We start from the raw sequence: 13310 nt of genomic DNA, 5'->3' as shown, positions 1-13310 counted from the left end.
GAGATGTTTCGAACGATGATGAATGGAAAAATTCACCGTGCACGGGTAACTGAAGCTAATTTGAATTATGTAGGCAGCATTACGATTGATGAAAACATAATTGATGCGGTGGGTATTCTGCCTAACGAAAAAGTCGCCATCGTGAATAATAATAATGGTGCACGACTTGAAACGTATGTGATTGCGGGTGAACGGGGTAGCGGTGTAGTGTGTTTGAATGGAGCGGCAGCTAGACTGGTGCAGCCGGATGATATCGTGATAATCATTTCTTATGTAATGGTTTCAGAGGATAAACTGGGAGAGCACAAACCAAAAGTTGCGATCATGGATGAAAACAACAAAATCATTGATTTGATTTCAAACGAACCTGCAGCTACAATCATGTAAGCGGGGGGCCGGCACATGTGCATGAATCATGCATACAGTTGCCGGCCCTTTTAGTCTTTTGATGAACGGCTTGTTTCCTTTATTACGATTATTATGGTATAAAAAAGATAAGAGAATTCCATCAGGAAGTGGAGAAAGCGAAGTTTGAGGTGTACAATTCATGATGCAACGATATGTAGTGGTTGATTTGGAAACAACAGGGAATTCTCCGAAAAAAGGAGATAGGATTATACAATTTGCTGGCGTGGTCATCGAAAACGACCAAATTGTGGATGAATACTCGACATTCATCCACCCTGGACAGGAAATTTCCTTGTTTATTGAAGAATTGACCGGAATAAGCAACGAGACGGTAAAAAATGCACCTGACTTTGAAGATGTTGCAGAAAATATTGCCCGGCTTATAGAAGGGGCTTGTTTTGTTGCCCATAATGTTTTATTTGATTTATCTTTTTTACAGGAAGAACTAGTACGATGCGGGTTTGAGCCGTTTTATGGTTCCACCCTTGATACAGTAGAGTTAGCGAAAATATTAAAACCAACATCCGATGGATATAAGCTGCACCAGCTGGCTAAAGAAGAAAACCTGGATCATTCCAGGCCCCATCAAGCGGATAGTGATGCATATGCCACCGCTTTATTATTGTTGGAATTGAAAAAAAAGCTGATGAACCTTCCAGTCATGACACTTAAACAGTTATATCGATTATCTTATTCCTTACAAAGTGAGGTTTCCGAATTAATAGATGCTTGCATTGCAAGCAAACTTGCTAAAGCAGAAGTCCATTCACCTGATCTTATTACTTATAGGGGCCTTGCATTTAAAAAGGCCGAAGACGAAGGTAATCATAAAGACACGGAATCGAAATTCCCGCTCGATGATGAGGAAAAAATAGCCATGCTTCAAAGTGCATTCCCTGCCTTTGAAGCAAGAAGCGGACAACTTGATATGATGAACATGATTCACCATTCCTTCGAATCCAGCCAGGATGCAATCATTGAAGCTGGGACAGGTATTGGAAAATCCATAGGCTATTTGCTTCCGGCTGTTTATTTTGCAAAAAAACATCATAAACCTGTTGTCGTTTCGACGTATACGCTTCAGCTACAGGATCAACTTCTTCAAAACGAGGTTCCTAAGCTTAAGAAAATCCTTCCCTTTACATTTCAAGCTGTTTTACTTAAGGGGAGAAGTAATTATTTGAGCTTGGCAAAGTTCGAAAGGGCATTGCGTGAAAAGGAAGATAATTATGAAACGGCATTAACGAAAATGCAGATATTGGTTTGGCTCACTGAAACCGTAACAGGCGATAAAGATGAATTGAATCTCACTAGCGGCGGTCAGTTATTTTGGAATAGGCTTCAAAGTGATGGTCTTACATACGCCGGTTTAAAACAGCCCTGGCTTGAATTGGATTTTTTTGAACGGGCAAAAAGAACAGCTGCCAAGGCGGATATCATCATTACTAACCATTCGTTTTTAATGACGGATCTGCTTACAGAAGACGCCTTGATTCCAAAAAAAGGGTATTTGATTCTCGATGAAGCACACCATTTGGAACAGGCTGCATCTAAACAGCTTGGGAGCAGGCTTAATTACATTTCGGTGAAGACGGTTTTGAACAGACTAGGGACATCAGATCAAAAGCAATTATTATATAAATTGGACAGGATGCTCTTAAATAATGGACTGACGGATGGGAAGTCTACGCATGAATTAGATCAAAAGCTTAGTGATTTTTCGTATGAATTCGAACAGCTTTTTTATTATATCTCCAATCAGGCGGAAAAACTTTCACGTTCCATGAGTCCGAAACGGCTTTCATTCAAAATAGATGATGGAAGATGGGGTAAAGCGATTCTGGTCGCTGAGCGATTGGTGGATTTATTAGGATACATCATCACGCAGTTAGAGAAAAGATTGGCCCTTTTATTGAATAATGAGTCCCCCTTAGGAAAAAATTCATTATTTCACTTGAATGATATAGAGGTGCTGCTTGGAAATTTACAGGATACCAGGGACTCCTTGCATGAATTTTTCATCAAGCCGCATGAAGAAAATATTTATTGGCTTGATTATACGAATGCAGCACCCCAGCATGGGGTGACTTTGACGGTTCAGCCGATTGCAGGAAGTAAACGGCTATGGGATTCCTATTTCGGGCGCCAAAAGAGTGTGGTCATGACATCGGCAACCCTCGTGGTGAAGGATTCTTTTAAGTATTTTAAAGAACAACTCGGTTTAGAGAATGAGCCAATGCAGACAGCAAGTTTACCTTCACCCTTTCCATATAAGGAACTCGTAAAGGTACTGGTTCCAAATGATCTACCAGATATCAATTGCTTATCGGTGGAGGAATTCTCCGAAACAGCGGCAAATCATATTATTGCTGCCGCTCAGGCAGCGAAAGGGAGAATGATGGTATTATTCACCTCGCATGAAATGCTGCGGGCAACCTATCATTCCATCAAAGACAGTGGCGTACTGGATGAGTTCACGCTGTTTGCCCAGGGGATTTCTGGCGGAAGCCGGATGAGGCTGCTCAGGAATTTCCAAAACTTCGAGAAAGCCGTCCTGTTTGGGACAACCAGCCTATGGGAAGGCGTCGATATCCCCGGCGAGGATTTATCTTGTTTAATCATTGTCAGGCTTCCTTTTTCGCCACCGGATGAACCAGTGACAGCTGCAAAATGCCAACTTCTTGAGAAGCAAGGGCGCAATCCTTTCTCTGCGTATTCATTACCTGAAGCCCTATTAAGGTTCCGGCAAGGTTTCGGCAGGCTTATACGCACTCCAAAAGATAAAGGGATTTTGGTAATTCTTGATCGCCGCATCATCACTGCCAAATATGGACCTGAATTTCAAAAGGCCATTCCAGAAGTGGACTGGCACCAAGCCTCAATAACAGAAATGGCTGAAATGATAGAAGAGTGGATTTAAAGAATCTTTAAATCATTCTTAATCTAAAATGAATTTTTAAGAATTTATAAAGAAAAATAATCTTTGAGCTGGTATAATGTGATAGGTGGTAAAGCCTTCAAATCCTATTCATACCAGTGGTTGTTGACAAATTATTAAAATGGAGGGGCGTTTTCATGGAAAGTAAAATCGAAGTAATTTCAACAGTCAGGTTGCAACATTCTCCTGATCTGTATAAAATTGTGGATTCTTTGAATCGAACATTGAAAAAAGATGACTTAATGTTCGGCCTGGCACTGGATTCCCAAGATCAAGAAAAAGCGATATTTACAATTTATCGTACATAGAAAGAAGGAAAAGCAGCTTTGAAAAAATGGTTGATTATTGCTTCTATCCTGGTCCTTTGTTTTATCGGATTTGTCAGCGGGGCATATATTAAAGCGTTGCAGCCTAAAAAAGAGGCTGGTAATGAAGCTTTCAAAAAGGCAAAGGAAGAGGGCGGCCTTGTGACCATGGAAGAATTTTACCTTTATAATGGGCAGGATTCATACTCTGTAATCATTGGTAAGGGAGAAAAAGGGACTAAAAAAATAGTCTGGCTTCCTGAGGACAAGAAGAAAGAAATAGTAGTGGAAAACTATAAAGATGGTAAATCAAAACAAGAAATCTTAAACATTGTCAAAGAAAAGCTTAATCCCCAAAAAATTATTTCGGTTAAGCTAGGCATGGAAAAGAACGTTCCGCTTTGGGAAGTAACGTATCTTGATGAATCCGAGCGTTTTAACTATGACTATTATGATTTTAAAACTGGGGAATGGTTGAAGTATTATCGAAGCATTTAGAATGGAGGATTAAATTAAAATGAAATTAGCGAACCGCGTTCAGTCATTAACGCCATCAACAACATTGGCCATCACGGCAAAAGCAAAGGAACTTAAGGCCCAAGGTCTAGATATAATTGGTTTGGGTGCTGGTGAACCAGACTATAATACGCCCAAACATATCATAGATGCAGCACTGCTTTCCATGAATGAAGGTCAAACTAAATACACGCCATCCGCTGGTCTGCCGAAGCTAAAAGAAGCAATTGCGGCTAAATTGAAGCGTGATCAAGGCTTGGATTACAAGCCGTCTGAAATTGTAGTTGGCTCTGGTGCAAAGCACGCGCTTTACACATTGTTTCAAGCTATCCTGGATGAAGAAGATGAAGTCATTGTTCCGATACCATATTGGGTTAGCTATCCTGAGCAAATCAAGCTTGCTGACGGTAAACCAGTTTATGTAGTCGGTACGGAAGAAAATCAATATAAAATCACTAAAGAACAATTAGAACAAGCAATTACCGAAAAAACGAAAGCGGTTATCATCAACTCTCCAAGCAATCCAACGGGCATGCTTTATTCCAAGGAAGAATTGGCAGCTATCGGGGAAGTTTGCCTGGCTCATGATATCTTGATTGTTTCCGACGAAATTTACGAAAAATTGGTTTATGGAAATGCTAAACATACATCCATTGCAGAGATTTCACCTGAATTGAAAAAGCAAACGATCATCATCAATGGTGTTTCTAAATCGCATTCGATGACTGGCTGGAGAATTGGTTATGCAGCCGGTGATGAGTCCATCATTAAAGCAATGACGAACCTTGCAAGCCATAGCACATCCAATCCTACCACAACTGCTCAATATGGTGCGATTGCCGCTTATGAAGGCACACAGGAGCCTGTTGAAGAAATGCGTCAGTCATTTGAAGGCCGTTTGAATAAGATATATGATAAATTGGTTGAAATTCCAGGGATCAGCTGCATTAAACCACAAGGGGCATTTTATTTATTCCCGAACGTTAAACGTGCAGTTGAATTAACAGGGTACAGCAATGTCGAGGAATTTACGACTGCGTTGCTGGAAGAAGCTCAAGTGGCTGTAATTCCAGGTTCAGGGTTTGGTGCACCCGATAACATCAGACTCTCTTATGCAACTTCATTGGAGCTGCTGGAAGCAGCAGTTGAAAGAATACATTCATTCGTTAAATCAAAAATGGCATAATTTTTAAATAACCTGCAGACTACCTGGCTACATCAGGGTCTGCAGGTTTTTTTGTTTGTATTTCGATATGGCACTTTCGGGAAGAAGACATGATAAGCGTTTTAGCTCACTTCACTATGGAAAAGGAAAAGGTCATTATTTATGGCAAAACAAGCTTGTAAAGAAAAGTAAAAATCATATATGATTTTTAATAAAAATCGATTGCAATCATATATGATTTCATATATGATGAAAATATGGAAGAGAAAAACAAAAACCCCAGCAAAAAGCAAATAGCTTATGAGCACCTTCGTAAATTAATTTTGGATGGAACATATGGTTCTGGACAGCGGATCATTATCGATCAAACGGCAAAAGAACTTAGTTTAAGTCCGATTCCTGTCAGGGAAGCGATCAGACAACTGGAATCTGATGGCCTTATTCAATATAAGCCTTATAGTGGAGCGGTGGTTACAAGCATTAATGAGAGCGAATACATTGAAACTCTTTCTGTTTTATCTTTGCTTGAAGGATATGCTGCTGCCTTAAGTTCTTTAACTATGAATGATCATGATTTTGAAAATCTAATTAATTTAAACAAAGAAATGGAAAAAGCCCTCCATAACTTTGAATTAGAGCTGTTTGGTAAGTTAAACGAATGTTTCCATGCGGAAATTTATGAAAAGTGCGGAAATTCCTTTTTAAAGGAAGAAATTAAACAGGCGCAACAAAGAATGAATAGGGTCAGAAAGTCCATGTTCACCATGGTTCCGCAACGCGCAGTCCAATCGATTCGCGAACATGAAAGCATCATAAAGCTTCTAAAGGAAAAAGCATCTTTTGAAGAAATTGAATCATTGGTGAGAAAGCATAAACTGAATGCCATCAGCACATTCAAGCAGAGGGCGGAAACTAAACACGATCAGGCACTTTGATGACCTAGGCTTTGTTTTATAATAGTCGATCGATTATTCATAAAAGCAAAGCCGATTTTTTCACTTAAATTATTCCGAATATTCCAATAATTAAAAGGTGGTAGAAAAAATGTACGAGGAAATCAAAAGTCGTTTAAGAGGATCCATCGCTCCCGTTATCACTCCGTTTGATGAAAAGATGGAAGTTGATGTAAAGGCAATTGAAAATCTAGTAAACTGGCACATTGAAAGCGGTTCCCATGGAATCTCGGTTTGCGGTACTACCGGCGAGCCGAGTTCACTTACGATTGAGGAACGGGAATTAGTGATGGAAACGGCTATTAAAGCAGCAAAAGCCCGTGTTCCAGTTGCACCAGGTACTGGATCTGCCAATCAGAAAGAAACGTTGCATTTGACAAAAAGGGCACAGGAAATGGGCGCGGATGCTGCTTTAGTCATCGTTCCTTATTACAATAAACCGAATCAACAGGCACTTTACAATCATTTTAAAACGGTAGCCGATTCTGTTGATATCCCGCTTATCGTTTATAACATTCCCGGAAGAACGGCGACGAATTTAGAAGTGAAGACATTGGCACGTCTTGCTGAAGATTGTAAAAATATTATTGGTGTAAAGGAATCTAATAAAGATTTCGAACATGTGAACCGTGTCTTATTGAATTGCGGAAGGGATTTTCTCTTATATTCGGGCATCGAATTATTATGCTATCCAATGTTGGCTATTGGAGGGGCAGGACATATAAGTGCTACTGCAAATATCACTCCTAAAGAAGTTGCGGAAATTTATAACCTTTGGGTGGAGGGTGACGTGGATAAGGCACTTGACCTCCATTACAAATTAATGCCATTGAATGATGTCTTGTTTAAAGAAACCAATCCAGGACCATTAAAAGCTGCGATGGGGATGATGGGGAAAATCAATCCTGCATTAAGGCCGCCTATGGGACCGCCTTCGGAACCATTGGAAAAAGAACTGCGTGAAACCCTTCAATCATACGGGTTGATTGACCAAATAATCCAGTCATAATTGCTAGATTGGGAAGATTGCACAAATCTAATCGATTATTGTCATCTTCCCAAAATTATTTTTTAAAGGAGGATTTATCATGCAAACTTTTCCCGTGCAAGATGTCAAGCATTACATCAATGGTCAATTTGTCGATGGTATCTCAGGAAAAACATTTGAAAATCTAAGCCCTTTTAATAATCAAGCAATCAATAATGTGGCAGAAGGGTTTAAAGAGGATATTGATCAAGCGGTAGCTGCCGCAAGAGCTGCATTCGATAATGGCCCATGGAGAACGATGAAAGTGGAAGAAAGATTGAAGTACATTAATAGGATTGCTGATTTAATTGAAGAAAATGCAGAAGAAATTTCCTTTTTGGAATCCCTTGATACAGGGTTGCCGATTAGCCAGACAAAAAAACAGGCGGCAAGGGGAGCGGAGAATTTCCGTTTTTATTCTGAGATGGTGAAAAGCAGGCTAATAGGAGAGTCGTATCAAGTGGATGACACTTTCATCAATTATACGATCCATAAACCGATAGGAGTGGCAGGATTAATCACTCCTTGGAATGCGCCATTCATGTTAGAAACCTGGAAGATCGCCCCCGCCCTGGCTACAGGTAATACATGTGTCCTTAAACCGGCGGAGTGGTCCCCACTGACTGCCAATAAATTGGCACAAATCATTGACCAATCCGGTCTGCCGAAAGGCGTATTCAATATCGTTCACGGTTTTGGGGAAACAGCAGGGGCGTCCTTGGTTGCCCATCCTGAAGTCCAATTGATATCCTTTACCGGAGAAACGACGACTGGCGCTGAAATCATTAAAAATGGTGCGGATACAATGAAACGTTTTTCCATGGAACTCGGAGGTAAATCGCCAGCGGTCATTTTTGAAGATGCCGATCTAGAAAAAGCCCTGGATTCTGTGGTTTGGGGAATTTATTCATTTAATGGGGAGCGCTGCACAGCCAATTCCAGATTATTTGTCCATGAATCGATAATAGACCAGTTCGTTGCAGAGTTGAAGGAACGTGTTCACAATATCAAAATTGGAAACCCAATGGAGCCAGAAACGGAAATCGGACCGCTGATCCATCGTAACCATTTTAATAATGTCTCCCGTTATCTGGATATAGCAAAAGATGAAGGGGCGGAAATCGTAAGCGGTGCCATACCGAGTGCGTTCAAGGAAGGGAATTATATTGCCCCGACGCTTCTCTTGAACTGTACAAATGAGATGACGGTAGCACAAGAAGAGATTTTTGGGCCTGTCATGGCAGTCATTCCTTTCAAGACTGAAGAGGAAGTACTGAGAATGGCTAACGATGTAAAGTATGGTCTCGCTGCTTATGTATGGACCAATGATATGAAACGTGGACATAGATTTGCACAGGCTGTAGATAGCGGGATGGTCTGGGTGAATTCCCAAAACGTAAGGGATTTGCGGATACCATTTGGAGGATCGAAATATAGTGGGGTAGGACGTGAAGGTGGCCATTATAGCTTTGAATTCTATACGGAAACACAAGTTATCCACGTAGCAATTGGCGAACATCACATTCCAAAATTTGGAGACGTGAAACGGAATGCCGTTTCTTCTGCTGAAAAATAATCCGTGTTTCATTAAAGAAGGGGAGAATACTATGAATTTTTCTATTATTCGTGTTGCGAGAACGATACTTAATGTAACAGATTTAGATAAATCAAGAGCCTTTTATGTGGATGCTTTAGGTTTCATTGAAACGGAAAGAACGAATGATCACATATATTTACGTGGTTTAGAGGAAGCGCATCATCACTCGCTTATCTTGCAAAAGGCAGAAAAGCCAAGCGTTGAAGCAATAGGATACAAGGTTGAAAAAGAGGAAGACCTTGAAGAATTGGAATCTTTTTTCCTGTCCAAGGGAATGAAAATGAAGTGGATGCAGGAAGGAACACAGCATGCACTAGGCAAGTCGCTACGAGTTCAGGATATTTCAGGATTGCCAGTGGAGTTTTTCAGCAAAATGGATAAAGCCGAGAGATTGCTTCAACGATTCGATATGCATAGGGGTTCAAGGGTCCAAAGAATCGATCATGTGAATTGTTGTGTACCAAATGTGCAAAAAGCCCATGATTTTTATGTGAAAGAATTAGGTTTTGCATGCTCGGAAGACACAGTGGATGAATCGGGCAAATTATGGGCAACGTGGCTACATAGAAAGCAAACGGTCCATGACCAGGCATTCATGAACGGAATCGGTCCAAGACTTCATCATGTAGGCTTCTTTCTGCCTGACCCCCTTGCACTTATCCATGCCTGTGATGTACTGGCATCACTGGGATATGCCGAGTCCATCGAACGCGGACCAGGAAGGCACGGCCTATCCAATGCATTCTTCCTATATTTAAGAGACCCGGACGGTCACAGGATCGAATTATACAATGGGGATTACTTAACAGCTGACCCGGATACCGAACCAATTCATTGGGATTTGAATGACCCAAGACGCCAAACATTCTGGGGAGCCAAAGCGCCGGATTCATGGTTTGATGAGGCATCTGCCGTACTTGATATAATATCAGGTGAAGAAGTTCCTCTTAAAGAACCGATTCTGGCAAAAAGCAAGCCTGAATTCATCATATAGAAGCGGGATTTAGGATGAATGATCGAACGTTCTTAAAAACATACATTGACTCCCCTGGTCATTAGGATATGGCGCTAGTGCATATTCCAAGACCAATTGTCACCATTTAAGGGAACAGAACGGGTGAATGGTTGATGGAAACTGCTGGATTATGGAAGGTCCGTTTACAGAGTTTATAATGTAACCTTTCAAGAAGCAAAGGAAGGAAGATGGATTTGGATATCATTCATGTTCAGCACCCACTTTCCAGTATATATACAGCAGTAGCAGAACCGTGTGTGCTGGCTCTTGGATTTTTCGACGGAGTTCATCTTGGCCATCAAGAATTGATAAATCTAGCCAAAAGGATTGCCATACAGCAAGATTTGAAATTGGCAGTCATGACATTTTTTCCGCATCCAAAGCAAATCATAGGAAACGCTCAACCCCAAACATATATTACTCCTTTAGAGCAAAAAGCAAAAATCATGCAAGATTTAGGTGTAGAAACCTTGATAGTCGTGAACTTCGATTCCGCATTTGCCCATCTTTCACCTACTGGTTTTATCGAGGATTATCTATGTGGATTTAAATGCAAACATGCCGTGGCTGGATTCGATTTCCGCTATGGACATAAAGGGGAAGGGAATATGGAAACGCTGAAAATCGAAGGTAAGCGATTTTTTGAAGTGACGGAAATGAAGAAGTTTGAAATTGATCATGAAAAAGTAAGTTCCACTAAGCTTAGAAACTTGATTGCAGAAGGTCGGTTCGCAGATATCCCGTCATTCCTTGGCACATACTTTGAAAGTCAAGGAACAATCCATTCCAAGGAAAATCAACACGTCATCGTTACATTATCGGAAGCATTCCTGAAACCCCCGCCAGGAGTTTATTTAATCGAAATCCAGAACGAAGGAAATGTTTATGAGGGAATTGCCTATCAAACAATGGACGGATCATTTCATGAGAGTTGGCACTTACATTTCAATGATTCTCTTCCCTTGGAAGGAAAAAAGATTCATATCAAATGGAAAAGTGAAAGGATAATGAAGTCGAAACAGATGACGGATATGCGAGCCAAGTCTATTACGAAAGTGCAAGCCTTCTAAAAAAGATATGGTCTGGGACAGGGCAGCAGTGGGAACTTACTGCTGCCCTACCTGTGAGCGTCACGGTTAGACAAAAGGAGTACGGAAAGCTTAGGGAATGGGCTTTAGACCTCTTTGTGCAGATGAGTTTGTTTGGATTTTGGGATGGAGGGGATATGTGCCATTGAAGAAAGCGGCTGACATTGGAGAGACTCAACACTACTAGTACCGTCCTTGCAAAAATAAAAATCAGAAGAGGTGTGTAGAAATGGTTCGGTTGGAAAAAAACCTTGATGAATCGGAACAAACTAATCTAGTGGATTATGAAAAGATTGTTGCCTCCAAAGAGTTTCAGAATATGCTTTCCGATAAAAAGAAATTCGTTATCCCTTTTACGATTTTCTTTATGGGATATTCCCTGCTTTTGCCCTTCTTAGTTTTTTACACAGATATCCTGGATCACCCTTTCATAGGAGACATAACCTGGGCGTGGGTGTACGGTGTCTCCATTACGGTTATGTCTGTATGGGTTTGCAGCATATATGTAAGGAAATCAGAAAGAATCGATGAACAAATAAAAGAAATCATCGAGAAAGAAGGGCTTTGAATCATGAATTGGACAGTTATTATTCTCTTTGCGCTAATGTCGATAGGTACCCTTTTCATCACGTATTTCGCTTCCAAAAAAACTAAAACGGCAGGCTCTTTTTATACGGCCGGGGGAGGGTTGACCGCTAGGCAAAATGGACTTGCATTGGCCGGGGATTTTATGTCGGCCTCCACGTTTTTAGGGTTGATTGGGGCATTTTCCTTAACGGGGTATGATGGATTTTTCCTGATGTATGGAGCACTTGTTTCATTTCTTGTCGTGTTATTCCTAGTGGCTGAACCTTTAAGGAACTTGGGGAAATACACATTGGCTGATATGGTGACTACAAGGTTTAAATATAAACAGGTCCGGGGAGTGACCGCATTTAATACCTTGGTGATATCAGTCATGTACATGCTGGGGCAACTTGTTGCGGCAGGTGCTTTATTTAAATTGCTTTTAGACATCCCGTATAATATTTCTGTCATCATCGTAGGTATTGTCATGTTGGTATTTGTTCTATTTGGGGGGATGACGGCGACGAGCTGGGTGCAGATCATTAAAGCTATCCTGCTGATAGGCGGAGTGTTTATATTATTCATGATCGTCATGTGGAAATTGAATTTTAGTTTCATCGGAATTTTCACTGATATGAAAACGGCGACACCCATGGGTGCAGATTACCTGAAAGCAGGTATTAAATATGCCAGTGGGTGGGATGCAGCTTCCTTATCACTGGGACTAATTCTGGGAACGGCAGGTCTACCTCACATTTTAATACGTTTTTTGACTGTCCCGAATGCACGAGTGGCAAGAAAGTCTGTTGTTTGGGTGATGTGGATTATGGGTGCTTTTCATATCATGGTCATTTTTCTCGGATTCGGTGCTGCGAAGTTGGTTGGAACATCGAATATCATGGCCGCTAATCCAGCGGGTAACATGGCTGCACCTTTATTGGCAAAACTTGTGGGCGGGGACATCTTATTCGCATTTATTGCGGCCGTTTCCTTTGCAACGATACTCGCAGTTGTTGCGGGAATCGTTTTAACGGGTGCTACGGCTTTTTCACATGATTTTTATAATGAAATATTAAAAGATGGAAAGGCGACGGAAAAACAGCAAATGACGATGGCTAGATGGGCATCAGTTGGTGTTACTGCACTTGCGATCGTTTTATCATTAGGTCTGCAGGAATTCAATGTAGCGTTTCTGGCATCGATTGCCTTTACACTGGCGGCTAGTTCGAATTTGCCGGTAATCCTTCTTACGATCTATTGGAAAAAATTCAATAAAACCGGAGCGATAGTCGGTATGATGACAGGTCTTATTGGTACGCTTTTGCTCGTGGCTCTAAGTCCAAATGTCTGGAACCCGGCCCCCGGAGCCACCATTATGACAGGTGACCCGATTTTTCCTTTGAATTCACCAGGAATCGTTTCCATTCCGCTTGGGTTCCTCGCATGCTATTTAGGTGCCCTGTTCGGTAACCGCAGGACAGCGTTGAAAACGGTTACAGAAGACGATTATAATGAAATCCTCGTAAAGTCCAACACCGGTCATGATGTTAAGGGGGTTTTGCGACATTGAATGATGTGAAAGCATGCCTATAAATAAAGCGCAGGTCATCGCACTTATGAATGGATTTGAAAAAGCAGCCATCAAATGATAGGTTGCTTTTTTCTTTTCATTGGATAAAGAAATTCAAACAAACACTAAAGATTAGAAAGAGGTACAGATGAACTAATATA

At 41.1% G+C, this 13310-nt stretch carries 12 protein-coding genes; all 12 read left to right on the top strand.

What is annotated here, in order from left to right:
- Positions 1-3: 3 nt before the first annotated feature.
- The 12 genes from panD to AC3ISB_RS17530 all read left to right on the top strand — a co-directional run bounded on the left by panD (position 4) and on the right by AC3ISB_RS17530 (position 13149).
- Positions 4-387 (top strand): aspartate 1-decarboxylase, encoded by a 384-nt coding sequence (panD, locus tag AC3ISB_RS17585; RefSeq protein ID WP_098370757.1) that lies wholly within the window; start codon positions 4-6, stop codon positions 385-387.
- A 160-nt stretch (positions 388-547) separates the two neighbouring features.
- Positions 548-3328 (top strand): ATP-dependent DNA helicase DinG, encoded by a 2781-nt coding sequence (dinG, locus tag AC3ISB_RS17580; protein ID WP_480338689.1) that lies wholly within the window; start codon positions 548-550, stop codon positions 3326-3328.
- A 155-nt stretch (positions 3329-3483) separates the two neighbouring features.
- Positions 3484-3654 carry a YpmA family protein gene (locus AC3ISB_RS17575; protein WP_065310840.1) on the top strand — a complete coding sequence of 57 codons (171 nt, stop codon included), beginning with the start codon at positions 3484-3486 and terminating at the stop codon, positions 3652-3654.
- Between the two features lie 18 nt (positions 3655-3672).
- Entirely contained in the window at positions 3673-4149 is a 477-nt protein-coding gene (locus AC3ISB_RS17570; RefSeq protein WP_098370755.1) for a cell wall elongation regulator TseB-like domain-containing protein, read from the top strand.
- A gap of 19 nt (positions 4150-4168) precedes the next feature.
- Positions 4169-5353, top strand: coding sequence for a pyridoxal phosphate-dependent aminotransferase (locus AC3ISB_RS17565; protein ID WP_098370754.1), 1185 nt, complete (start codon positions 4169-4171; stop codon positions 5351-5353).
- Positions 5354-5589: 236 nt separating this feature from the next.
- On the top strand, positions 5590-6267 hold the full coding sequence (locus AC3ISB_RS17560) for a GntR family transcriptional regulator (protein ID WP_098370753.1): 678 nt from the start codon (positions 5590-5592) through the stop codon (positions 6265-6267).
- A 109-nt stretch (positions 6268-6376) separates the two neighbouring features.
- Complete coding sequence (gene hpaI, locus AC3ISB_RS17555) at positions 6377-7294, top strand: 2,4-dihydroxyhept-2-ene-1,7-dioic acid aldolase (protein ID WP_098370752.1); 918 nt, start codon at positions 6377-6379, stop codon at positions 7292-7294.
- 79 nt (positions 7295-7373) lie between these two features.
- The gene (hpaE, locus tag AC3ISB_RS17550) at positions 7374-8888 is read left to right on the top strand and encodes a 5-carboxymethyl-2-hydroxymuconate semialdehyde dehydrogenase (protein ID WP_141993552.1); all 1515 of its coding nucleotides are present in this window, start codon (positions 7374-7376) and stop codon (positions 8886-8888) included.
- Between the two features lie 31 nt (positions 8889-8919).
- A complete protein-coding gene (gene hpaD / locus AC3ISB_RS17545) occupies positions 8920-9903 on the top strand; it encodes a 3,4-dihydroxyphenylacetate 2,3-dioxygenase (protein ID WP_141993551.1) in 984 nt (327 codons plus the stop codon).
- A 209-nt stretch (positions 9904-10112) separates the two neighbouring features.
- Positions 10113-10994, top strand: a complete 882-nt coding sequence (locus AC3ISB_RS17540; protein WP_489273792.1) for a cytidyltransferase — start codon at positions 10113-10115, stop codon at positions 10992-10994.
- A 247-nt stretch (positions 10995-11241) separates the two neighbouring features.
- The gene (locus AC3ISB_RS17535) at positions 11242-11580 is read left to right on the top strand and encodes a DUF485 domain-containing protein (protein ID WP_052137282.1); all 339 of its coding nucleotides are present in this window, start codon (positions 11242-11244) and stop codon (positions 11578-11580) included.
- 3 nt (positions 11581-11583) lie between these two features.
- Entirely contained in the window at positions 11584-13149 is a 1566-nt protein-coding gene (locus tag AC3ISB_RS17530) for a solute symporter family protein (RefSeq protein WP_144549653.1), read from the top strand.
- Positions 13150-13310 lie beyond the last annotated feature (161 nt).

This window comes from Peribacillus sp. GL_122 (genome assembly GCF_057835005.1).
This window is presented reverse-complemented; position numbering and strand designations above follow the sequence as displayed.